Consider the following 25,064-nt stretch of genomic DNA (forward strand, 5'->3'; position numbering starts at 1 on the left):
TGAACCTAGGGCGTGTCTTCAATTCACCCGATAGTCATCTAAATGGGCTAAAAATGGCTAAATCTTGCCAAACATCGTCAAATAGCTGGTTAATATCCCGATATTATCTGCGCTATTTTTCTTGTTTGACGGCAATTTATCTCATTTTTACCACCATTTTTGAAATGAAGACACGCCCTAGTTATTAAAACTCAATTATGATAATTCACTGATAAAAACAGCGCATTAAAAAATATTGCTCAATACGAGATAACTAATAGCAGACATAGTAGCCGCTGCAGGTAGCGTCACAATCCAAGCTAAGCCAATCGGCTTCATAAGCTTCCAGTTAGTATCTCTGTTGACGATACCGATACCCAGTACCGCACCTACTAGCGTGTGAGTACTAGATACAGGCAGACCCATTGTCGATGCGCCCATTACAACAGCTGCTGCAGCCAACTCAGCTGAGAAACCTGAAGCTGGATGCATTTTCGCTAGATTGGTACCAACGGTTTGAATCACTTCTTTACCAATGAACCAAAGACCAACGATTAGTGCCACACCAAAGGTCAGCATGACAGCAGGTGGAACAGCAGCTTCAGTAGCGATACTATTAGTACGAATCACATCCATAATGGCGGCAAAAGGACCAACGGCATTGGCGATATCGTTTGAACCATGACTAAAGGCAAAAGCTGACGCGGTAAAGACCTGCATCCAGCTAAACATAATGAACGTCGCTTTGGTCAAATCTTCTTTGTGCTTACCGCGGATACTCTTGGTATAGATATAGGTCGCTAACCATACTAGCGCCGCTATCATACCCATAATCAAGAAGCCCTGTAGTGTGGTCAGGCCGCTATTAACATTTTTAAGACCTTTAAAGACGACTAGAGAAGTCATCACCGCACCACCTGCGGCAGCAATGATAGGTACCCATTGCTTAAGTGCTTTTAGAGTATCAAGGCTACTGCGCTCATTCTCAATATCATAAAGCTTTTTATAGTAATCAGTTTCTAGGTCTTCAACAATACAATCGTCATCTTTATAGATTTCCTGATCACGTAACATCGCTGACGTATAAGCCAATTGCTCAGACTCTGTCAAACCATCCAAAAACTCTTTATGATTTTGCTTTAAGACTTTTTTATTGCCTTTTAGCGTCGCAATATAGGCTTCGGTTTTATCGTTATATTCAATGATGTTTTTCTTGATTTGTCCATATAAAAGATAAGACAACACGCCACCTAGTAGCGGCGACAACACCCAAGAAATAGCGATGGTTCCAACCGTTCCCCAGTCTACCGTTGATAGCGCCATGTCCGTACCACCTAACGTGATACCTAACACAATGGAGCTACCAATCACACCACCAATAATGGAGTGCGTGGTCGAAACAGGCAGACCTTTTTTGGTCGCAAATAACAGCCAAAATGCTGCTGCAACCAATGCGGAGAGCATGACATAAATGAACTGATTGGGCGTCACTGATAGACCATCTAGATCGACGATGCCGCTTCGAATCGTATCAGTCACCTCCCCGCCTGCAAGAACTGCCCCCGATACTTCAAATATCGCGGCAATACCCAATGCTTGCGGGATAGTCAACGTCCCTGCACCCACCGAAGTACCAAATGAGTTGGCGACATCGTTACCACCGATATTGAATGCCATAAAGACACCAAAAGCGGTCGCCACAATGAATAGCGTCGTTTGTTGACGCATGGTGTAATCTAAACCCCACCACAAAAAGTAGGAAGTCATCGCAATCAGTAAAATGGCAAAAAATAGATTGATTCTCATAGAGCCAACTGGCTTGACTGACTCTGTAGAACTGCTGCTAATACCCATACGTTAGTACGTCCTGCGTAAGCTGATTAAAATTATATGAGGTTGATAATATTGCACTGCTACTCACAGTACTTGTTACGGCATCTAATGAAGTAGCAATGGAAAATATATAACATGCGATTAGAAGGCCTTGAACCGACTAGAGCGAAAGGGAAAGCACATCCTTCAACATGTCACAAAGCCGCAAGTGATATTGCCAAATCGTCTGATTACAGCATCTTGCGGCTTATATATTTCTTAGCGATATTTGTGGTACTACTAACAGCTATTGTAACAATTTTTGTCGTAATTATTAAGTTATCTATACTAAATAACCAAAACACGTTGTTTGCTAAATTAAAATTATTATTTAGCAGGAGCTGTTTTGCGCTCTATTATATTAAATATGAGCACATAATGCATGATGATATTGCGAGATTTGTAACTGCGGGTGTATACGGACAAGACCACACTCTGTAAAAGACAGGATGGCTCGAATATGTTTCGAGCCATCCTACTTAGGAAATACTTGAAAAATACAGCTATATAAACCTATAAGAGCCCTTAAAACTCATTCATTTTTGAGAACTATTTGCTTTCAGAAAATGCAGACAACTGCTCTATAGCATGATCTAACACATCTAAACGCGCCTGACGCTTTTCGTTGGTCGCAACAACACACCATGGCGCCGTCGTTGTATCTGTACGTGCCAGCATATCTGCTGCAGATTGCACGTAGTCTGACCATTTATCACGGTTACGCCAGTCATCATCTGTCAGTTTAAATTGCTTATGCGGTGTTTCTTGACGATCTTCAAACCGTTTAAGCTGCTCTTTTTTATCAATCGCTAACCAATATTTGATAACCAACGTTCCTGCTGCTGCCAAATCTGCCTCGAAACGATTGATTTCATCATATGCTCGTTGCCATTCATTAGGAGATGCAAATCCTTCGATGCGCTCAACCAGCACACGCCCATACCAAGTACGATCGAAAATAGCGATACGGCTAATACGATTGGTTTGTTCGTCAGGCAATCGCGTCCAGAATCGCCACAAGTAAGGATGCTGGGTCTCATATAACATCGGTGCGCCAATATTATAAATTTGATACTCGCGAGGATCTAGCGGTGCGACCAATCTTTTGATTGCACCGCCCTTGCCAGCAGCGTCCATTCCTTCAAAAGCAAATACAACATGCCGACCTTGGCGTGCACGTAGCAACTCAGCGAGTCTTGCCTGCTTCTCTGCCAATGCCTCACGATAGACGGACTTACTGATTTTTTTATCTTTAATAGACGTCAGCTGCTTAGGTATTGGTACAGGTTCAAACTGTTTTTGTTTAGTATCTGAGTTAAGTTCCAGTTTTTCGGACTGAGAATGGTTTTCTGACGTTTCCTTGTCATTGTCGTTATTATTGTCATTGTCATTGCTATCTGTCTGACTACTCACCAGCGCTGTTTGCATAGCATGTAGCACCAAATGACAAAAGTTATCAGCGGCCTCTAACTTATCATCACCATCAATGATGACCCAGTCATCCTGTTGACGCAGCAAGGTCGCAGCCACCTCATTAAACTTCTCAATGACTTGTTTATTATTCCAGTCAATTTGATACAAAAACTGCGGATCTGCTTCATCATCCTTTAAGCGACTGTGCAACGTTTCAATATCGACATGAAACCAACATTTTAATAACTTGGTTTGATTGGCAATGAGATCGTTTTCAAATGCTTTTAGTGTATTTAACTGCTGCTGTAGATAGTCTTGCCACTGAGCGATAGGAAGCGAATTTTTACCTTTTTGACCTTTATCATTTGATAATGCTTCAAGGTTCTCACTATCTGATGTCGCTAGTCGCATGACGTTATATAATAAATCAGCATACCAGTTGCCGAAATACACCATGACATCACCATGGCGTGGCATGGCGCTAGTATGCGCTTGCCAAATGGGTTGATAACTCAATGGCGAATGACCAATAGTTGCCTCAACTTTAAGCAGCCTTGGATCTACCCATTGCCGTAATTGCTTAACGGCGGTACCTTTACCTGCCTGCTCCATTCCGTTCACTAGCACTAACAGACCTGTTGGCTTATTGAGGGTCAGCGGCGTTTGCTGGCGAGTGGCTTTTAAAGCATACTGAGCTGTTACCAATGCCAGTCTAAGCGAATCCTCGTCCAGTGAAAACTGACTCAAAGGATTGGGCTTTAGACGCTGCTCCACAACTTGCTCACTAAATTGTGTACTTACCGCTTGTGGTGCTTTTGGTTCAGTAGTATCATTTTTTTTAGACATGATTACACTCGCTATTATTGTTATTGGGCGGCTTTACTAATGAATGACTTATGGGATAGCTCTCGATAAGATAACTCTTAATATTTCTATCTCATCAATCATTTTTATCTCATTTAATCATAGCACTGCGCCAATCGAGTAAATAATATTGCTGTGTAACAGATTGGTATTTGTATTCTTAATTATTTTCTTTTAAGGTGAACACAATTTTGAGTATAGGATAGAACAGTTGTTGAAAACCTTATAACCCTGAACCACCATATTTAAAACAACAATACTTAAATTTGATTACCCTATTTACTTCTACAGGATTCACTGCCATGACCGCTTTAGCTGATTTACAACAGCATTTGACACGTTTTTGGGCGATGCCTCATCACCAAAATGATGAATTAAATGCTAAGCTCAAAGAAGTACAATCATGGCAACAAGCACGTCTCCAGCAGACGCATCGCGAGCTATTTGAACAACCTAAAAACCAACTAATGGCCGATTACTTCCTCACCCAACTGTATGGTGGCGAAGAGTTCAAGTTATTAGCAGAGCAATTGGCACGTATCCTGCCAAAAGCGAAAAAGCTAGAACGTCTTGCCAAAGAGTCAGCTCTAGAGGCTGGTAGCATGGGTATCCAAGCAGCAATTTTTGCCATTGAGCTAGATCTGCATTTAGCCCAGTGGTTACTCGCTCAAGATTTGCCAGTGAACGAAGAGAACATGCTAACCGCCTATCGAACTATCGATGAAGAAAACGAGCGCCGAGTTCAGATTGCCAATTTAAAAGACGTCTGTTATCGCACAGACAAACATTTAAATTCGTTTATGCTCAAAAAAGCCTTTGCACTAGCAAAAAGTACAGCCTATCGTCATGGCTACCAGCCGCTTTATGATTTTATTGATACAGGATTTAAGGCCATGAAACCTCTGAGCAGCGTCAGCGATTTTATTGAGCCGTTCTGCAAGCGTGAGCTGTCCATTATTGATCAGGTTCATGATACGGATAATGGCAGTAAGCCAGTAGCGTTTGGTGTATCATAAGGTCAATATGTTGAATAGCCAATTGACGCTTACTATTTAACGATTTCCTCCGATAAAGACAATCATAAAAATAAATTCTAGGACAACATGATGACTGATAATTCAAAAGATAGCAGCGCCCCTTCTAATCAAGCCACAACAACTAATGGTCATTTGCAAGACAAACTGGTAAAAGACAGTATTGCTCATAATCAACAGATTAGCGCGCAGATATTACGCAACCAAACAACCAATGTCGTGCCGAGCAAGAATAATAGCGTTGCTAGTGATGACAATAGCGACTTTACTAAAGTTCAAGACCTACCAACTGGAACGCCACAAGGCCAACAAACCACTATGCCAAACAACGATCAAACGACTCGCACAAACCCTTCAGAGCAAACCATAAAACAAACGCTATTCAATCAGCGTGATGATATCAATAATCCGCACACGCCTGAAACAGACGGCAACGAGCAGACGCATTTTGGTTATAAGACAGTCAATAAAGCAGAAAAACAAGCACGTGTGGCTGACGTATTCACTTCTGTTGCCAAAAAATACGACATCATGAATGACTTGATGTCATTCGGTATTCATCGTCTGTGGAAACGCTATGCGATTAGTCTATCAGGCGTACGTGCTGGTCAGCATGTCCTTGATATCGCTGGTGGTACAGGTGATTTAGCCAAAGTATTTAGCCGTGAAGTTGGTCGAAATGGCCACGTAGTACTATCTGATATCAATGCTGCGATGCTAGAAGTAGGCCGTGAGCGCCTGATTAATGCTGGTTGTAATAATGTTGATTTTGTCTTGGCAAACGCTGAGACATTAGCACCATTTGATGATGAAAGCTTCGATTTAGTGACCATTAGCTTTGGTTTGCGTAACGTCACAGATAAAGATGCCGCGCTAAAATCTATGTATCGCGTCCTAAAGCCAGGCGGTCGTCTATTGATTTTAGAATTCTCCAAACCAGTATTTGAGCCACTATCTAAAGCCTATGATTTGTATTCATTTACCGCACTGCCAGTGATGGGTAAGCTGATTGCTAATGATGCTGAAAGTTATCAGTACTTAGCTGAGTCAATTCGTATGCATCCTGATCAGCAGACACTCAAGCAGATGATGCAACAAGCTGGGTTTGAAAACTGCGATTATCATAACTTGACTGCTGGTATCGTGGCTGTCCATCGCGGCTTTAAAGCGTAACGATAGAGTACGATTTGCAAGACTATTACGTTTAACAGACCTTATTGAACCTAACACGAACACACTATGCGCTGATGCAGCTAATGCGAAGGCGCTCACTTAACGATGCGAGAGCCTTATGCTGACTGTCCTTCTATTAGCTGGTGCCGAAAAGCTAATTAACATTGCCATTGCTAGTGATGAGATTACCAAAGCAGGTTTAGCGCCCCTTGCAGGTAAGGTGTTACGTCTTAATATGGGAATGCCGGAGATTCATTTAGATATCTTGTTCACTCATGAGCGTTTGCGCTTTGAGCCGGTCACGACAGAGAGCGTATTTGAGCCAAGTGGCCAGATGAATGAGCGCCAAAGAGCCGGCATGGAGCGCGCACGTTTTGGTCACAGTCGTCCGGACTGTACCATCACCGTAGACAATGCCGCTCAACTACTCAATCTAATGCGCGGTGCGGAAGGTAACCTGCCAATCGCTGGCGATTACAAAGTGCTAATGCAGCTCAAACAACTGGTTGCAGGATTTGACCCTGACGTGGCTGGACAGCTTGAGCCTTTTATTGGTAAACCAATGGCTAGCCAGTTACACCTTCTTATCTCTCAGCTCAAAGGTAGCTGGCGTCATAGTGCCAAACGTGCTTTTGATGACGTCAGTGATTGGGCCAATGAAGTAGCTGGCAATAGCACACCTGACCCTATCGAGGTGGCTGAAGCAAATGATCTTAAGCAGCTATTGTTAAAATTACGTGCTGACGTCGAACGAGAAGAAGCCAAACTTGCTGCTATCAAAGAAGAGCAAGCTCAGTTTCTTAACAACTCGTTTCATCAATAGCCGATTGTCTCAATCATAAATGAACGCTATTACCGATGGCACTATTTATGATTAAGCACAACGCCTACCCCATTTTCGTCTTTGTTTAGAGTACCTAACCTCATGCTATTATCGCACCGCGCTCGTCTACTTGAGCTTTGGCGTATCGCCGCAATGTATCGCCTTGATACCCATTTTTCTATCGAAGAAGCACCGCAACTGCAACCTTTGGCGCGATTAATTCGCATGCATCCAGCAGCATGGGGTAAAAAGCACCAACCAAATGCGATTAAGTATGCGCTTGAAGATATGGGTACGCTGTTTTTGAAACTTGGCCAGTTACTCTCAACGCGTCGCGACTTGGTACCGCCTGAGATTATCGCTCAGTTGATTCAGTTGCAGGACAAAGTTAAGCCTTTTGACGCTGATATCGCTGTCGCCCAAATTCAGCATTCTAAACATGGTCTTGGCCAGTCTATTGAAACCTTGTTTGCTCGATTCGATATCAAACCGTTAGCGGCCGCCTCTATCGCCCAAGTACATACGGCTGCCTTACATGATGGGCGTGAAGTCGTGGTAAAAGTGGTTCGCCCCGATATTCGCACTGTGATTGTTTCTGACTTTGAGCTACTGCGAGAATTGGCAAGTTGGGCATCTGCACGTATTGAAGCAGCACGTGCCGTCCATATCATTGATATTGTCGAAGACTATCGGCAAGTCATGCTCAACGAGTTAGATTTAACGCTTGAGGCTGACAATACTACTCAGATGCGTAATAACTTCTTGGGTTCAGCATTGATGTATGTGCCTGAAGTTTATGACGCTGCCAAAAACGTGATGGTCATGGAGCGTATCCAAGGCGTCCCTATCTCACAAGTTGAGATGTTTGATCAGTTAGGTTATGACCGTGCAGCGCTTGCAGAAAAAGGCCTAACCATATTTTTCACCCAAGTCTTCCGTGATAACTTCTTTCATGCTGATATGCATCCAGGCAATGTGTTCGTAGAGACGCCACCTGTGCAAACTCTACATGCAGGTATGGAAGCAGTTGATTTAGGTCATGAGCCACGTTATATCGGGCTTGATTGCGCCATCATGGGCACTTTATCAAAAGACGATCAGCTCATCGTGGCGCGGATGTTACTTGCTGTAATGAACAATAACTTTACCGCTGTGGTTGATATTGTGAGTCGTGCAGGTTGGATACCGCCAAATGCTGATAAGCATGCCCTGATGCGTGATATGAAACGTACCGTCGGCCCTATGCTACAAAAATCAATCGATGATATCGACTTTGCTGGCGTACTGATGCAGATTTTGGACATTGCGCGTAGACATCATATGAGTATCCCGCCGCAGCTGATGCTTCTGCTAAAAACCTTGGTCCATGTGGAAGGACTCGGTCGTGATTTATATCCTGATCTAGACATTTGGTCACTTGCCAAACCAATTCTAAGCAGTTGGATTAAAGAGCAGTTAGATCCTATGCGTAATCTACAGCAACTGCGTCAACAACTGCCTGAAATACTCCTGTCTACCACTGATATTCCTAAACTATTAGATCAAGGGCTACAAAGCCTTGCCTCACAGGGCTCTCGTCAGGACAGTCAACTACGCGAGATACAACAGATTCGCGCTGACATGCTAAACGACCGTCGCCGCGATTGGTTGGCACTCGCAGGGTTTGCTATTTTTATTGCTATCGCTACGCAAGTTATCGGCTGGCTATCACCTATATTTTATATACTGGCTGTTCTGGTAGTTGTTTGGCGAATTTTAGCTTAGAAATCAGATTTATTTTTACTCAATCAGTTCAGAAAATTTTCATAATTTCAGATTTAAACAAAAAAATGCGCCTACTTCTCATTAAAAGTAGACGCATTTTTTTATTGAATACTGATTACTATAACATCTGATCTATTGCCATCTGTGTCAGTACGCGGCCACGAGCAGTTCGCAGCACATAACCTTGTTGAATCAGATACGGCTCAATCACATCTTCAAGCGTACCACGGTCTTCAGCCATCGCTGCTGCCACTGCTTCAACACCCGCAGGACCACCGTCAAAGCGCTCGTGCAATATTTCGATATAACGTCTGTCTAGATGATCAAGACCGCGTCTATCCACTGCCAGCATATCTAGCGCACTACCTGCAATCGCGCCGTTAATACTACCGTCGCCTCTTACCTCAGCATAGTCACGCACACGGCGTAATAGGCGGTTAGCAATCCTTGGTGTACCACGTGCACGGCGCGCAATCTCTACAGCCCCGTCTTCACTCATTGGTACACGCATTAGACGTGCTGCGCGACTGACAATCGTCGTTAGATCAGCAATATTGTAAAACTCAAGGCGCTGTACAATCCCAAAACGGTCACGTAGTGGTGAGGTTAACAGTCCTGCTCTCGTCGTTGCTGCTACCAAGGTAAACGGTGGCAAATCAAGCTTGATAGAACGCGCAGCAGGCCCTTCACCAATCATAATGTCCAATTGGAAATCTTCCATTGCTGGATAAAGTATCTCTTCAATCACCGAGCTCAGACGGTGAATTTCATCAATAAACAGCACGTCACCTGCTTCTAGATTGGTCAGCATGGCTGCCAAATCTCCTGGGCGCTCAAGCACAGGCCCTGAAGTAGAACGCAAATTGCCACCCATTTCACGAGCGATAATATTGGCGAGGGTCGTCTTGCCAAGACCCGGTGGACCAAATATAAGTGTGTGATCTAGCGCTTCGTCACGGCCACGAGCAGCACCGATGAACACTTCCATCTGCTCACGTACCACCGGCTGACCAATATACTCAGCCAATAATGCTGGTCGGATATTGGCATCAGGAGCGTCACTTGCACCTTCTAGCGGATTAATTAAACGATCTTGCGTCATAGAATTTATCATTATATTAAAAAATTAGTTAACAAATAGCATAACTAAACGCTGCGCATAAGTCATGCAAAACCTCATTAAGCGAGCACTAAAACGAAAATAAGCGACATTTAATGTCGCTTATTAATTTGATACACTATGTGGTTGTTATCGATAAACGGCTAGTTAATATGAATTAAAAGCCAGATAACTGCTGCAAAGTAGCTTTTAACAAGCCTTGAGTATCAGCAAAAGTATCTCCTTTACTCTTAGCAGCTTTGATCGCTAGCTGAGCTTCTTTTTCTTTGTAGCCCAAGCTAATCAATGCGCCTTCCACTTCAGCGATAATACTACCTTCGTGAGAAATCGTAGTTTCCTGTGGTATCAATTCAAACGCACCACTATCAACGTCGATATTCTTTAGCTTGTCTTTTAGCTCAATCAATAAACGTTGCGCCGTCTTTTTACCAATGCCTGGGATACGAGTTAATGCCGTCTCCGACTCTTGCTCGACGTGCATCTTTAGCTCAGCTGCTGACATTGCAGACAGCATAGCCAAGGCCATTTTTGCACCAACCCCGTTAATTTTAATTAACTGGCGAAAGACATCACGTTCTTTTCGATCGATAAAACCGTAGAGCAACTGGGCATCTTCGCGAACATGGAAATGTGTCCAGATGCTAGCTTGTTCATTCAGCTGTAACTGACAAAACGAAGGCAATGGCAGTTCGATATCATAACCCACACCAGAGGTCGTCATGATACAAGCCGTCGGTGCCATCAAGTACTGCACCTGTCCGGTAATCAATCCAATCATTATTTACGACCTCTTATGTATAATATTATAAAATCAGCTGCTACTTCATGATTAACAACTACGTTCTACAACACAGTCTTATTGGTAGAAGTTCACCATACCTTCAAGACTGGTTGGACGAATTTTATGTGCTTGACCTGCAGAACCAAACGCTTCAAAACGATTGGTACAGATATCTGACATCGCTACCATAGACGCTTTAAAGTATTTGCGTGGATCAAATTCACTTGGATTTTTCGCAAGGAATTCACGGATAGCACCAGTTGATGCCAGACGTAAATCCGTATCGATGTTTACTTTACGTACGCCATGTTTTATTGCTTCAACGATTTGCTCAACTGGCACACCATAAGTTTCGCCGATATCACCGCCATTTTCATTAATAACTTTTAGCCATTCTTGTGGCACTGATGAAGAACCATGCATAACAAGATGAGTATTAGGAATACGGGCATGAATCTCTTTTACGCGCTCAATAGACAAGATATCGCCTGTCGGTGGACGTGTGAACTTATAGGCACCATGGCTAGTACCGATAGCAATCGCTAACGCATCGACATTGGTATCTTTTACAAACTGCTCAGCTTCATCAGCACTGGTCAAAAGCTGCTCATGATCCAATACGCCTTCAGCGCCAGAACCATCTTCTTCGCCAGCCATACCAGTTTCAAGACTACCTAGGCAACCGATTTCGCCTTCTACAGAGACGCCGCAAGCATGTGCCATCTTAACAACTTCGCGCGTGACGCTAGCATTGTAATCATAATCCATTGGCGTTTTGCCATCTTCACCAAGTGAGCCATCCATCATCACTGATGAAAAACCTAATTGGATTGAGCGTTGGCAGATAGCTGGCGACATACCGTGATCCTGATGCATCACTACTGGAATATGTGGCCATTCTTCGATAGCAGCGATAATCAAATGACGCAAAAATGCTGACCCTGCATAGTTACGTGCGCCTGCGCTGGCTTGGACAATGACAGGTGAATCACAAGCATCCGCAGCCATCATGATTGCACGCATTTGCTCTAAGTTATTGACGTTAAAGGCAGGAACACCATAGCTGTGTTCAGCGGCATGATCTAGAAGTTGACGTAAGGATATTAGGGCCATAAGACGCTCTCTGATTAGATTTTGAATAGTATTTTAAAAAACAGCTTGATAGCAATCATTTCACTGTATATTCGACCATACTGACCGTATATAGGCTAGTAAAAGTCTGAATAATATTGGATATGATTACCACGCGGTGATTATAGCAAAAATTGTTCTGTCTTCGTAGCGGTTGACCGACTATTTGTCAGTCTATACCGTCTCTTGATATCAGTTTAATTTTATAAACTGTCACTTTATAAACTGCCACAACGACATACAACGCAAAAAGCCTTGGCAATCACCAAGGCTTTTCTAGTATTTTGAGGCTTATAAAGCAATGACTCTTTTTAGAAATTATTTACCAATGAGTATCTACCAATCGATAGCATCCTAGCAAATCAGTCATTATAGTGCTTAGTTATCGCGTAGCTTAGTACTGTTGCTCTGCATCAACTGCAACATCATTTGCGCCATCAGCAACAGCGTTAGCGCCATCAGCAACAGCTTCAGCAGTATTTTCAACCGCTGTGTTAGTGCTTTCAGCAATAGCATCGCCAGTGTTTTCTAGAGCGTCTGTCGCAGCTGCACCAGCAGTGTCAGCGCCTTCGGCAACTTCAGTACCAGCGTCTTGAGCAGCAGCTTCAGCTTCATCAGCAGCAGCGTCTGTTTCAGCGGCAGCAGCATCAGCGTTTGCAGCGGCATCATCGCCAGCAGATTCAACAGCAGCTTCTGTGTTTTCTTCTGTTTGTTGGCTACATGCAGTGATTGCAAAGGTACCAGCAAGTACGCTAGCAAGTAATAAATGACGTTTTAACATAATAAACCTCTCGTAAATAATGCATGTCAAAATACATGGTCGCGCTATTTTATAGAGTGCGAATCAGACATGCAATAGTAATTTTCAGTATATAAATAAATAATTACTGCTTAATAATAATCGATGACTATTGCACTTACTTATGTCAATAAAAACAAGCAAATCAACAGCCAAAATATTATTTTTACAGACTACCTTAGTTATTTAAAGTTAGTTGTACGTCTAATGTTACTAAGCTACAGAGTATCGTTAATTAGTTAGGCATCTATTTGCAGTGCAGCAACTGCTGGAAGTACTTTACCTTCAACAAACTCTAAAAACGCACCGCCACCTGTTGACATATAACTCACGCCTTCAGCAACTTGATATTTATCGATAGCTGCTAATGTATCACCGCCGCCCGCGATAGAGAAACCATCACTGTCTTTGACCGCAGTTGCCAGTATTTGTGTACCTTGCCCGAAAGCATCGACCTCAAATACACCCACTGGACCATTCCACAAAATGGTTTTTGCATTAATAATGGCATCGGCAAGCTGTTTTGCGCTTTCTGGTGCGATGTCCAATATCATGTCATTGTCACCGATCGCATCAACTGATTTGATCGTTGCGGTAGCTTTTTGCAATGAGCCAGTAAAGTCAGCGAAATCGATGTCATTTTTATCAGCGACGACGACGTACTCAGGCAGCAAAATTTCAGTCTTGGTCATAATGTCACGTGCAGTATCGAGCAAATCTGCTTCGTATAGCGACGCGCCCACACTATGTCCCTGCGCCGCTAAGAAAGTATTGGCAATACCGCCACCAACGATAATCTGTGTACAGACTTCAGCCAAGCTATGTAGCACTTCTAACTTGGTAGATACTTTTGAGCCGCCAACGATGGCAAGCATAGGCTGAGCTGGTGTTTCAAGCGCCAGGCTCAAGGCATCAAGCTCCGCTGCCAACAAAGGCCCTGCACAAACGGTTTTGTCTGCTTGACGCATTGCTTGCGTCAAGCCTTCTGTTGATGCTTGCGCACGGTGTGCGGTACCAAATGCATCCATGACAAAGACATCACATAAATCCGCGTATTTTTTTGCTAACGTCGCATCGTTTTTCTTTTCACCATCGTTAAAACGCACATTCTCTAGTAGTACGACTTCGCCAGATTTTACAGCAGCGCCTTGAGTCAGGTAGTCATTATTGAGGCGCACTGGTGACGCTAATTGCGAGCCCAATTTGTCTGTCAAATAATCAGCAACTGGTGCCAATGAATAAATAGATTCAGGATTGCCTTCTGTTGGGCGTCCCAGATGTGAACAAACAATAACAGCGGCACCCTTCTCTAGCGCCATCTCAATAGTAGGTAGACTTGCTTGTAAGCGAGCATCACTTGTGACTTTACCGTCTTTAATAGGGACATTTAAATCTTCTCGGATCAATACCACTTTATCGGTTAAGTTCAGCTCGCTCATACGCAAAAAATTCATTACCTGCTCCTATGCATCAATATATCTATTAATTTACGATTACTATCATGATTGATATGACTGATAATTTTTTAACTATCATTTACTATATCTGCTCTAACAATGAGCCTTATTAGACTGCACACTTGCTATCTTTATATGTCTTCATCACTGAGTCTTTATACTAACTATCACACCAAGTTACTGGAACAGATAAGTGAGTAGAAATCAGTGGCGGTGTATTCTATCAGTTTTCTATGAGATGCTCACAAGCAAACTTTCACGATTTTTAAAAACATGAAAATATTGAGTGAGTAATTTTACTCCAGCATTGATAGGAAACGGCTGTAACTGCTAGCTTTGAACTCATTCAATAAACAGTAACATTTCGTGGTGGTACTCAGCAGTCAGGCTCTTTATGATAGAAGCGTTGACAATAACAATAACTTTTTAGGAGAACACAATGAGTATCGACTTAGACACTGCAAAGCAAAATCTATTGAAACTAAAAGATGAGTACGAGTCTCGCATTGACAAAATCGAAGATCATATCCAAAACCCACAAGATGATCTCAATGAGCACTGGGAAGATCAGGCTATATCCTATCGTCAAAATGATATGCGTAAAAATTTAATGGCCGAAGCGCGTCAGAGCCTAATCTATGTCGAAAATGCCTTAAGTCGTATCGAAAATGGTACTTATGGCGAGTGCGAGGTTTGCGGTGAACCGATTGAAGAGCAACGTTTAGAAGCGCTGCCCTACGCTACTTTGTGTATGGAACATGCTGAATAGCTAATAAATTTCATCTAGAACACATTTTATACAGCAGGTGTTTTCCATTTAGAAAGTGCCTGCTGCCATTGATAGCAACGCTCGGCGATTTTTTCTACAGGCAAATCCATAATATCGCCTACTACCGCCACAAGCGCAATTGGTATGCCTGCCAGCTCTGAAATATTTTCTGCAGTTAATCCGCCTATCACACATATAGGTATGTCTTGTTGACAGCCTTCAATCAACTTCTGACGTGAGATAATATCAGCATTCGGTTTTGTGGTAGAGGTAAATATGGCACCCATCGCAGCGTAGCTTGCACCATTATCCTTTGCCTCTTTGACTAATTCAATATTCCCATGGCAAGTTCGACCAATTATTTGAGTCGATTCAAGAGACTGCAAAGCATCACCAATTTTGCCATCTCCTTGCCCAAGGTGTACACCAATACCAAGCTTGGCTGCTATTGCAATATCATCATTCATAACGACTGGAACGTCATGTGCTTTGGCCAGCTTAACAATCTGTTTGGCTTCTTCATAAAGCGTTATATGACCATCTGGTAGACTAAGTGTTTGCTTGCGCCGAATCTGCAACAATACGATTAGCCCTGTTGATAAGGCGGCATCTAACTTTTGATACAACAATTCAAATTCATCATCATTGGTCAGCAAATATAGCTTGGGTATCGCAGATGAGGTTGATGACTGGTTCATAGGGCAGATCCTTAATCTTAAACTCAACACAATAAAAAGGCTGTTATATGATATAACAGCCTTTTTTACATATTTAAAACAGCGCGTCTATACGGTACGACGTGTCGCCAAACTGTTTAGAATGTTTTTAGCATCGCCCCAACGTGTTGCTGAGCTGTTTGCCCCTAGGATGACAATAATTGCAGGGCGATTATTGACTCGCGTTTCCATCACAACACAGCGCCCAGCTTCGTTAATAAAACCTGTTTTTGAGATACCGATTGGGTAATCACCTGCACGAACCAAGCTACTAGTGTTGTTGGCTTTATAAGTGCGATTACCACTTGAGTAGTTTGAAACAAAGAAGTCATAGCTCTTGGTGGTAGAAAAACGACGAATCACATCATAGTTGCCAGCAGCACGTACCATCTTGACCAAATCTTTTGACGAAGCTACGTTACGCTTATCAAGTCCAGTTGGATCACCAAAAAATGCCGTATTCATGCCCAAATCTTGCGCTTTACGATTCATTGCACGCATAAAGGCATCATAGCCACCTGGGTAATTACGCGCTAAACTCTTCGCCGCTGGATTTTCAGACTTCATCAACGCCATCAATAGCATCTCAGCACGGTTTAAACGATCACCTGATTTCAAACGCGAGCTTGCACGCTTTGGACCAACAAAATCCTCTGGATCAAGCGTGATCTCTTCACGCATATCAAGGCCTGCATCCAATACGACCATAGCCGTCATAACCTTGGTGATACTAGCCATAGGACGCGCGATATCAGCATCTTTTTCGTAGATAGATTCGCCAGTTTCAGCATCGATCACCGCAACACTACGTGAATCCGTACTAATCGGAATCATATCGCTGCTACCGAATGCCCCACGATAAGTTGTGTTATAGCGAGCACTATTGGTGTTATTACTACTAGCAAAACTATTAGTATTCGTAATATTGGTAGTGCCGTAGCCATTATCGACTTTCTTAATAGCAGAGCCATTAGACTTGTACATAATATTGCGGGCTTCAGACAAACTATCAGCGCCGCCCCAACTCAGGCGTGCACTAGAGGCAGTGTCAGTGCTACCATTAATTGTAAGTGCGGCTTGTGCAACACTGCCCAAACTCAATGAAATCATAGCAGCGATCAATTGCTGTTTGGTTAATGGTAGTTGCTTCATTATGCCTCCTGCTGTCGCTATTACGCCAGTTACATATTGTCTGACGCCAAAAACGTACGTAGCGTTTATAGATGTGTTTGTAAGTACTCACATAGAGCTTTTGTATTTTTAGTGTATCATGGTTTACATTTAAGTTTAATCTATCAAACTGATTTAGTAGTTTTTTTTGGCTTCATTCAAACTTTGCTACAACCAATTTATATTATAGAAACATCAATTCACACTGCAGCAATATAATTTAACTTCGAATGTTATGATTACTCGTATTTTGTTATATTAATCAGCGGTATTTTGAATATACAAAGATAACAATAATGGTTGAAATATATTCGTTTTTTATACTATTTGGACCCAATAAAGCGTTCATTCTGACAATCAATAAAGAGTATGGTTATGATTAAAGTATTAGTGGTAGATGATCATGATTTGGTACGGATGGGTATTAGCCGTATGTTGTCAGACAGCCCCGATATTGAAGTGGTAGGTGAAGCAGACAGCGGTGATATGGCTATCAAACAAGCCAAACAACTACATCCTGATGTGATTTTGCTAGACGTCAATATGCCGAATATTGGCGGGCTCGAAGCAACCAAACGTCTGATACAACTCGACATGGGTATCAAGATTTTGGCGGTCAGTAGTATGTCTGCACAGCCCTATCCCTCAATGCTGATCAAAGCAGGTGTAAATGGTTACATTACCAAAGGCACGCCGCTTGATGAAATGATACGTGCAGTCAAAAAGATTTATCAAGGAGGTCGCTACTTCAGCCAAGATGTTGCTGAACAGCTAGCAGATGTTTTATTGTCTGATAATGCCAACTCACCTTTTGACTTATTAAGTGACAGAGAAAAACAAGTGGCCATGATGGTTGTCAATTGTCAGAGCCCTCAGCAAATAGCCGATCAATTGTTTGTTAGCGTCAAGACCATTAATACGTATCGCTATCGTATTTATGAAAAAGTTGGGGTTGATAGTGATGTTAAATTAACTCATTTGGCCATTCGTCATGGTCTGATTCAACCATAAACCATTTTAGCGTTTATTTTATTACGGCCAGTTTATGAACCCTGCTACCAATTTTAGCTCTGCCATTACTCGTTATGTTCATCATGATGATACGCTTCCTTTGCCGCAGTTGCGTAAGTTGGGACTGATCTATAGCAGTTATCGTTTCGTTGTTAGCCTGTTTTCTATGCTCATGCTATACATCTCTGCTCGTACTGGTGATAGCGCTTCTTTACCGAGTTTTTTACAACAAACGACTCTAAGCTTCTATGTACTGTTAAGTTTGATACTGCTTGGATTATTTTATGTTGTTAGAAAACATATGCGCCGCCAATTGGCATTCGGACTGGCCTTAGACGTTATTATACTAAGCCTGCTGCTCTATACGACAGGCAACCCTGACTTGCAGCTAACCATGCTATACATGGTGGTCGTCGCGGCTAGCTTTATGCTACTACATGGCTCACAAGCATTGGTTATTACTTTACTTGCCATCATTCTCGTTATTTATCAGCAATTTTTTTACGCTATTGCTAATAGCATGAGTCTAGCCAATCTAGGTGATGCGCTACTGATGTCAGCGAGTTTTTTAGCAGTGGGCGGTTTGAGTTGGTCTATCTCTCAGCGATTGGTACAGCTTGAAAAGGTCGCGGCAAACCATGCTAAGGAAGTTGAGCGACTCAACGTGATTAATCAAGAGGTTATCACGCAGATGGTGAATGGTGTTATCGTTATCGATAAGCAACATGTTGTCTTAGCAAATCTTGCCGCACATCAGTTGCTGAGTCTATCACTTGTCACGCCTGTCACAGCACAGAATACCCTTGAAGATGTGAAAGAGACTCATAGCAAAGCACTTCTCTCTAATTTTGAGCAGCAACTCAATGAACAGCATTCACAGTTGTTTAATGCCTGCTTGTCGGTAGCATCTGGGCAGTCACGCGCTTTTACCTACGATGTGCCAGCTGTGGCAAATGCCTCAATATTTGGCAAATTACGCGTACAGATTATTCCACTAAAAGATGATAGCAAACTTGTCATATTAGAAGACTTACGCCGTGAGCAAGCCAGTGCTCAACAGTTGAAACTGGCTTCTTTAGGGCAATTAACTGCCAGTATTGCCCATGAAATCAGAAACCCATTAGCAGCGATATCGCAAGCCAGTCAGCTATTAATGGAAGATGTTGCAGAACAAATGGAAGATGGCAGTGCATCAACAAGTGAATCGAATACTGCCATAACCGGCAACCATGAGCTTTATGAGATGATATTTTCACAGACAAAACGTGTAAACCGTATCATTGAGGATATTTTAAAGCTGTCTCGTCAGCAAACGGCTACCCAGCAGGTGCTCGAATTGGCTGAATGGATGCCATCATTTTTGGAGAATTACTTTCAAGGACACGACATTTTTCTACGAATGAAAACCAAGCCCATCATATCATTCGATACTCATCAGTTAGAGCAAATATTAATCAACTTAATCAACAATGGCCTGCGTTATAGCAGCTATGCTCATCCTCATGCTTATGTGGAAATCGATATTTACTGCGCAGACAACGATGTTATAATCGATATATTGGATAATGGTAATGGTGTTAGTACTGGAAACTTAGAACTTTTGTTCGATCCATTTTTTACAACAGATAAAGCTGGTACAGGACTGGGGCTCTATTTATCACAAGCATTTTGTGAAGCCAATCAAGCGCGTTTACTCTACATTCCTGAACATGAAAAAACATGTTTTCGATTAATTGTACCTTCTATTAAATCTGATAATAAATTTCAAACTATCGAAGAAAATCTTACCTAAATTTATCTTTTGAAAGCTATTACGCCCATTTAGACCCAGCTATTGATTTTATAGCCATAAAATACGATGAGATGATGTATGACAACAACCGCGCTAGTCGTCGATGATGAAGTAGATTTATGTCGATTGATGCAAATTACCCTAACTAAAATGGGTATCAGAAGTGATGTGGCTTATACATTGTCGCAAGCAAGAACGTTTTGGCAAGACAATGACTACGATTTTTGTCTGACGGATTTAAAACTGCCAGATGGCTCTGGACTGGAGCTAGTAAGAGAAATCAGCAATAGCTCTAATATTCCAATAGCGGTGATCACGGCTCATGGCAGCATGGATTTAGCTATTGAGGCGTTAAAGCTTGGTGCCTTCGATTTTGTCAATAAGCCGCTAGAACTACCACGTTTGCGCCAACTGGTAGAGAACGCCTTAAAAGTTATTCATCAAGATAACGAAGTACAGGCCGCACCAGAATACTCTCCTGAACAAAAAATGCTAGATAGTAGATTGATCGGTAATTCTGCTGTCATGCACCCCCTCAAAAACACTATTTTAAAGCTAGCACGCTCACAGGCACCTGTGTTTTTATCGGGCGCTTCTGGCACAGGTAAAGAAGTGGTCGCCAGATTGATCCATGATTTAAGTCCACGTCGTGATGGTAGCTTTGTACCAGTGAACTGCGGTGCGATACCATCGGAGTTAATGGAGTCAGAGTTTTTTGGTCATAAAAAAGGCAGCTTTACAGGGGCTGTCGCTGATAAACAAGGGTTATTCCAGCAAGCCAATGGCGGCACGTTATTTTTAGATGAAGTAGCAGATTTACCTTTAGCCATGCAGGTTAAATTGTTACGTGCCATTCAAGAGAAAACAGTAAGGGCAATCGGTGATACAAAAGAAGTTCCAGTAGACATCCGTATTTTGTCTGCCACTCACAAAGACCTGAGCCAATTGGTACAAGATGGTGCATTTCGACAAGATTTATATTATCGCATCAATGTCATTGAGCTAAAGCTTCCAACACTTAATGCACGCCGTGATGATATTCCTGTATTAGCAGACCACTTTTTAGCTATGATTGCTGATGACTGGCAATTAGAGTCACCGCCCTCATTGACGATGGAGGCCTGCGAACGCTTACAACGCCACGACTTTGCGGGTAATGTCCGTGAACTACGCAACTTGTTGGAGCGTGCAGTTACGTTAGCTGAAACTTCATACATAGACGTTAGTCATTTAGGTCTTCCTGACATTGAACCTGAGCTTGTAAATACACAAGAGCAAAATCATAGCTCAGCTATCGATAGCTCTGAGCTACCTGCCCGTAACGTAGAAAATCAAATAGACGTTCAATCTACAAAAGACGATGAGCAAGTCATTCAATCTAGTCGCAATATAGTAACGCAGGTTGAGCAAAGGGCGACCAATTTACATCCCTATCGTACTAACACCAACCACTACCCCTCAATGGTACAGCATTCGTCAGCTAGTAATGACAGTTCGTCAACCAACGTAGCAAGTACTTATGACAAAGAGTCGCTCCTTGACTCCACCGCCCAACAAGAAACTTCTAAAGACATATCAGGTTTACAAGAATTGTTTGACGGACAACTGCCGCCTCAAGGCTTAGAGCATTATTTGCAGGAACAAGAAAAGCAGTTAATTATCACCGCACTCAAACAAACTGGCTGGAACAAAACCCAAGCAGCTGAGTTATTAGGAACGACTTTTCGCTCTTTACGCTACCGTATGAAAAAGCTCGAAATTTCTGAAGATGCGTCTGATTAGCTTCTGTTAAGCGGCATCTTCAAATATTTTTAAGCGTTGAATGGTATGTGCGGTTAATTAATTGCTACGAAATTCTATTCTTTCGTAGCATTTTTTCTAACAAAGCGAATACCCGAATCAAGCGCGCGCGCCTTTACTATTTCTAATGCTTGCTGCTCCCACGTGTTCTCGCTGCCTGATAAAGTCACATCAGGTTCTACGCCGATCTCATCTATTTGTTTGCCTGCTGCTGTCATATAGTTGGCCACCGTTAATTTGACGGCTTGCTCATCGTTTAACGGTATGACCGATTGTACTGAGCCCTTACCATAGCTAACTTCACCGATAATAGTAGCGCGCTTTTGTGCTTGTAAACTACTGGCAAGCACCTCTGCCGCTGATGCTGAATAGCGGTTTTGCAATACCACTAATGGCAAAGGTTTAAGTATCGCATCACCTTGGGTCGATAGTACCCGTGATTTATTTTGACGTGCTTGCACCTGCACCACATCGGTATCATCCATAAATAAACTGGCCACGCTCACTGCTGATGTCAGTACGCCACCTGGATTATCACGCATATCTAGTAAAATGCCTGATATCGGAGCGTTTAGGTTAATTAAACCTTCTAACAACTTCTCACGGCTGTTGTTTTGAAACGCCGGTAATTTAACAATGGCAATGCCATCAACCAGTTTGGTCTCGACAATCTGCGGATGACTATTATTACGCTGCAACGTCGTTGTGTGCTTACGGCGACCAGCTTTAGAAGTGATAATATCTACCTGCGTACCAGCAATACCCGTCAAAATCTGCTCAACGTCGTTGACCTGTCGCCCTTCGTCTAGCTTGAACTCATCAACCTGATGCAAATAATCACCAACTGCGATGCCTTTTTTGTCTGCAGGTGAATCATCGATAACCTCTGTCACGACCCAATAACCTGCCTCTGGCTGGTAATTAACTTTAATACCAATATCACCAACGTCACCTTCAGTAAAAGCACGCAGGTTCTCATAAGCTTCTGCATCTAAAAACTCAGCATGGCTGTCAAGTTTGGTCAGCATACCGCTCATCGCATTGCTAAATAACTCTTCGTCATTGACCGCATCGACGTACTGACGACGTACTAAATCCACCACAGCCACAAATGTCTTTAGCGTTTCAGGAGAGATAGCATTTAGCGATACCTGTGCAACTTCTGCTGGAATCTCCGTATCAATATCATCGGCATCATCTGTTAGCGCGCTTTCGTCTGGCACACTATCTATCGAGTCATCTGGCTCATCGGCGACATCTAACATATCAGCAATATTAGATAAGTTATCAGCGTCGTTTTCATCCGCTATCTCATCTGCATTCAAACTGATGAGCTGTAGACCATTCGTAGGATTATCATTATTTGTAGAAGCTCCCACTGCGGCTTGTGCATTTACGCTAATCGCACAACCAAGCACACCTATTATAATTGCAGGCTGCAAAATCTTGGACGCGACTGATGCCTTCCCTACTGATTTACTTAACCCTTTGGATAAAAAAGAACGTGCAAAAGAAATAGGCTGCATAAAAGAACTCATTTGAATAATAGAGAATGCGAATTTATCGTTATATAGCCGCTTATAAGATAGCACCAAACGCATATTTCGAACTAGCATAGTATTGCAAGTAAATTAAGTAAAATGTATCACAAAAAAAGGAAAGGATAATAGGTTATCCTTTCCTTTTCGATATCTTCTAGTACAGCTGTCAAATCAGTATAAACCACAGTCATTCAAGTACTGTAGTTTAATTCGACTGATCTAGACTGCTGGAACCAATAAGCTCTCACCTGTCATCTCAGCAGGGGCATCGACATTCATCAATGATAAAATAGTCGGCGCCACATCACTAAGTTTACCACCACGGCGTACTTGCAGCTTTTGCTCACCTACGTAAATTAATGGTACATGTTCTGTCGTATGCTGTGTATGTACTTGACCACTTTCATAGTCTTGCATCTGCTCGCAGTTACCATGATCGGCTGTGATAAGCATATCACCACCAGCAGCACGCACCGCTGACTCGATACGGCCAACACATACATCTAAAGCCTCTACCGCTTTTACCGCTGCATCAAAGATACCTGTGTGTCCAACCATATCACCATTGGCATAATTGACCACCAATACATCATACTTACCAGACTCAATCGCTTCTACTAATTTATCAGTGACTTCAGGCGCGCTCATCTCAGGCTGTAAATCATAAGTTGCAACGTCTGGAGATGGCACTAAAATGCGGGTCTCACCCTGATATTCTTCTTCGCGGCCACCACTAAAGAAAAACGTCACATGCGCATATTTTTCAGTTTCAGCGATACGTAGTTGAGTTTTTCCTTGGTCCTGCAAGTACTCTCCCAATGTATTGGCCAAAGACGTTGGGTAGTAAGCAATGCTGGTTTTTGGATTGTCAGCTAGGACATCTGAATACTTAGTTAACATCACAAATGCCGCCAGCTTTGGCTGTTTTTGACGCGCAAATCCAGAAAACTCATGATCTGGCAGAACAAACGCTTGGGCAAGCTCACGAGCACGGTCAGCACGGAAATTCATAAAAATAAGTGCGTCGTTATCATTGACAGTATATGGCACTTCATCACGTCCAATCACAGTCGTTGGACTGACAAACTCATCAGTCTCACGCGCTTTATAAGCAGCTTGAACAGCGCCATCTGCCCGTGTTGATAGACGATCAGCTTTACCTTCAGTAATCAGCTCATAAGCTTTTTGCACTCTATCCCAACGATTGTCGCGATCCATTGCATAGTAGCGTCCGATAATACTCGCAATTTGTACGCGGCCACCTTCGTAATGAGCATTCAATTTATCAATATAGTCGCGCAGACGATTGATGTACTTATCAGCAGATTTAGGCGGGGTATCACGGCCATCTAAGAAACAATGAATAAAGACATTCTTGGCACCATGGACCAATGCTGAATGACACATACCTTCGATATGGTCTTGATGTGAATGGACGCCGCCATCAGAGAGCAAACCCATAATATGGACGTTACCGCCACGTTCATTGGCCGCTTTGACCGCATTGACCAATGCTTCGTTCTTATAAAATTCACGATTGGCAAGCTCACTTGAGATACGAGTTGAGTCCTGATAAAGAACACGCCCTGCCCCTAAATTCATGTGACCGACTTCTGAATTACCAAACTGACCATCTGGCAAACCAACATCTTCCCCTGAAGCTGAAATCAGCCCATGAGGATATTGCTGATAAATCTTGTCTAAATTTGGCATATTAGCGGCAGCGATGGCGTTATCTTTATCTTCTTCACGATGACCAAAGCCGTCCAATATCATCAAGACATGCGGTATTTTTTTATTCTGTGCACCGTCTTGGTTATTGCTAAGCTGTGTTTTGTTACTATCAATAGAGTCTGATGCTTGTTGGGTACTGGTCATATATTACCGCTCCTCGAGTGAATGAACGCCTATAATGCTGTGTAAGGGAATATAAAGCCCTCTATATTAACACACATCTTGAAATAGCTGAAAAACTGAGCATTTTTCGTGAGTTTATGAATAATTTTATAGGGTTATCTTGTGATGATTTTTCTATGCAAGACAATATAAATGCGG

Annotated in this window: 19 protein-coding genes; 8 read left to right on the top strand and 11 right to left on the bottom strand. The window is 42.6% G+C overall.

The features are described 5' to 3' along the window. Window positions 1-225 precede the first annotated feature (225 nt). The gene (locus ACQKCG_RS00550; RefSeq protein WP_101206393.1) at window positions 226-1,833 is read right to left on the bottom strand and encodes an inorganic phosphate transporter; all 1,608 of its coding nucleotides are present in this window, start codon (window positions 1,831-1,833) and stop codon (window positions 226-228) included. Between the two features lie 567 nt (window positions 1,834-2,400). Beyond that, window positions 2,401-4,110 carry an ATPase gene (locus ACQKCG_RS00555; protein WP_101206391.1) on the bottom strand — a complete coding sequence of 570 codons (1,710 nt, stop codon included), beginning with the start codon at window positions 4,108-4,110 and terminating at the stop codon, window positions 2,401-2,403. A gap of 320 nt (window positions 4,111-4,430) precedes the next feature. On the opposite strand from ACQKCG_RS00555, the gene ACQKCG_RS00560 reads away from it, so the two are divergent. The 4 genes from ACQKCG_RS00560 to ACQKCG_RS00575 all read left to right on the top strand — a co-directional run bounded on the left by ACQKCG_RS00560 (window position 4,431) and on the right by ACQKCG_RS00575 (window position 8,922). After that, entirely contained in the window at window positions 4,431-5,144 is a 714-nt protein-coding gene (locus ACQKCG_RS00560; RefSeq protein WP_101206390.1) for an FFLEELY motif protein, read from the top strand. A gap of 87 nt (window positions 5,145-5,231) precedes the next feature. Then, window positions 5,232-6,335, top strand: a complete 1,104-nt coding sequence (gene ubiE / locus ACQKCG_RS00565; protein ID WP_394123795.1) for a bifunctional demethylmenaquinone methyltransferase/2-methoxy-6-polyprenyl-1,4-benzoquinol methylase UbiE — start codon at window positions 5,232-5,234, stop codon at window positions 6,333-6,335. A gap of 118 nt (window positions 6,336-6,453) precedes the next feature. Continuing rightward, window positions 6,454-7,158: a ubiquinone biosynthesis accessory factor UbiJ gene (locus tag ACQKCG_RS00570; RefSeq protein ID WP_101206389.1), complete on the top strand. Its 705-nt coding sequence runs from the start codon at window positions 6,454-6,456 to the stop codon at window positions 7,156-7,158. A gap of 102 nt (window positions 7,159-7,260) precedes the next feature. Next, window positions 7,261-8,922 (top strand): ABC1 kinase family protein, encoded by a 1,662-nt coding sequence (locus ACQKCG_RS00575; protein ID WP_101206388.1) that lies wholly within the window; start codon window positions 7,261-7,263, stop codon window positions 8,920-8,922. A gap of 118 nt (window positions 8,923-9,040) precedes the next feature. Here the strand turns inward: ACQKCG_RS00575 and ruvB are convergent, their stop codons facing one another. The 5 genes from ruvB to ACQKCG_RS00600 all read right to left on the bottom strand — a co-directional run bounded on the left by ruvB (window position 9,041) and on the right by ACQKCG_RS00600 (window position 14,207). After that, complete coding sequence (gene ruvB / locus ACQKCG_RS00580; protein ID WP_057760949.1) at window positions 9,041-10,024, bottom strand: Holliday junction branch migration DNA helicase RuvB; 984 nt, start codon at window positions 10,022-10,024, stop codon at window positions 9,041-9,043. A 175-nt stretch (window positions 10,025-10,199) separates the two neighbouring features. Next, on the bottom strand, window positions 10,200-10,820 hold the full coding sequence (gene ruvA, locus ACQKCG_RS00585) for a Holliday junction branch migration protein RuvA (RefSeq protein ID WP_101206387.1): 621 nt from the start codon (window positions 10,818-10,820) through the stop codon (window positions 10,200-10,202). A gap of 78 nt (window positions 10,821-10,898) precedes the next feature. Continuing rightward, window positions 10,899-11,936 (bottom strand): class II fructose-bisphosphate aldolase, encoded by a 1,038-nt coding sequence (gene fba / locus ACQKCG_RS00590; protein WP_057760953.1) that lies wholly within the window; start codon window positions 11,934-11,936, stop codon window positions 10,899-10,901. A gap of 412 nt (window positions 11,937-12,348) precedes the next feature. After that, entirely contained in the window at window positions 12,349-12,735 is a 387-nt protein-coding gene (locus ACQKCG_RS00595; RefSeq protein WP_101206386.1) for a hypothetical protein, read from the bottom strand. Window positions 12,736-12,992: 257 nt separating this feature from the next. Next, window positions 12,993-14,207: a phosphoglycerate kinase gene (locus tag ACQKCG_RS00600; RefSeq protein WP_101206385.1), complete on the bottom strand. Its 1,215-nt coding sequence runs from the start codon at window positions 14,205-14,207 to the stop codon at window positions 12,993-12,995. 442 nt (window positions 14,208-14,649) lie between these two features. Here ACQKCG_RS00600 and ACQKCG_RS00605 point away from each other — a divergent pair, with 442 nt between their 5' ends. Next, window positions 14,650-14,979, top strand: coding sequence for a TraR/DksA family transcriptional regulator (locus tag ACQKCG_RS00605; protein WP_101206384.1), 330 nt, complete (start codon window positions 14,650-14,652; stop codon window positions 14,977-14,979). A gap of 26 nt (window positions 14,980-15,005) precedes the next feature. Here ACQKCG_RS00605 and ACQKCG_RS00610 read toward each other — a convergent pair whose 3' ends face one another. Both ACQKCG_RS00610 and ACQKCG_RS00615 read right to left on the bottom strand, forming a co-directional pair. Next, a complete protein-coding gene (locus tag ACQKCG_RS00610; protein ID WP_180952601.1) occupies window positions 15,006-15,677 on the bottom strand; it encodes a thiamine phosphate synthase in 672 nt (223 codons plus the stop codon). Window positions 15,678-15,764: 87 nt separating this feature from the next. Continuing rightward, window positions 15,765-16,847 carry a serine hydrolase gene (locus tag ACQKCG_RS00615; RefSeq protein ID WP_101206383.1) on the bottom strand — a complete coding sequence of 361 codons (1,083 nt, stop codon included), beginning with the start codon at window positions 16,845-16,847 and terminating at the stop codon, window positions 15,765-15,767. A 393-nt stretch (window positions 16,848-17,240) separates the two neighbouring features. On the opposite strand from ACQKCG_RS00615, the gene ACQKCG_RS00620 reads away from it, so the two are divergent. The 3 genes from ACQKCG_RS00620 to ACQKCG_RS00630 all read left to right on the top strand — a co-directional run bounded on the left by ACQKCG_RS00620 (window position 17,241) and on the right by ACQKCG_RS00630 (window position 21,450). Further along, on the top strand, window positions 17,241-17,876 hold the full coding sequence (locus ACQKCG_RS00620; protein WP_101206382.1) for a response regulator: 636 nt from the start codon (window positions 17,241-17,243) through the stop codon (window positions 17,874-17,876). A gap of 34 nt (window positions 17,877-17,910) precedes the next feature. Further along, window positions 17,911-19,668: a sensor histidine kinase gene (locus ACQKCG_RS00625; RefSeq protein ID WP_101206381.1), complete on the top strand. Its 1,758-nt coding sequence runs from the start codon at window positions 17,911-17,913 to the stop codon at window positions 19,666-19,668. A gap of 78 nt (window positions 19,669-19,746) precedes the next feature. Continuing rightward, entirely contained in the window at window positions 19,747-21,450 is a 1,704-nt protein-coding gene (locus ACQKCG_RS00630) for a sigma-54-dependent transcriptional regulator (RefSeq protein ID WP_101206380.1), read from the top strand. A gap of 74 nt (window positions 21,451-21,524) precedes the next feature. On the opposite strand, the gene ACQKCG_RS00635 is transcribed toward ACQKCG_RS00630, so the two are convergent. Both ACQKCG_RS00635 and gpmI read right to left on the bottom strand, forming a co-directional pair. Further along, window positions 21,525-22,994 (bottom strand): S41 family peptidase, encoded by a 1,470-nt coding sequence (locus ACQKCG_RS00635; protein WP_101206379.1) that lies wholly within the window; start codon window positions 22,992-22,994, stop codon window positions 21,525-21,527. A 234-nt stretch (window positions 22,995-23,228) separates the two neighbouring features. Further along, complete coding sequence (gene gpmI / locus ACQKCG_RS00640) at window positions 23,229-24,887, bottom strand: 2,3-bisphosphoglycerate-independent phosphoglycerate mutase (protein ID WP_101206378.1); 1,659 nt, start codon at window positions 24,885-24,887, stop codon at window positions 23,229-23,231. Window positions 24,888-25,064: the final 177 nt, after the last annotated feature.

Origin of the sequence: Psychrobacter sp. NPDC078929, from assembly GCF_050267985.1 — a bacterium.
Classification (GTDB): Bacteria; Pseudomonadota; Gammaproteobacteria; order Pseudomonadales; family Moraxellaceae; genus Psychrobacter.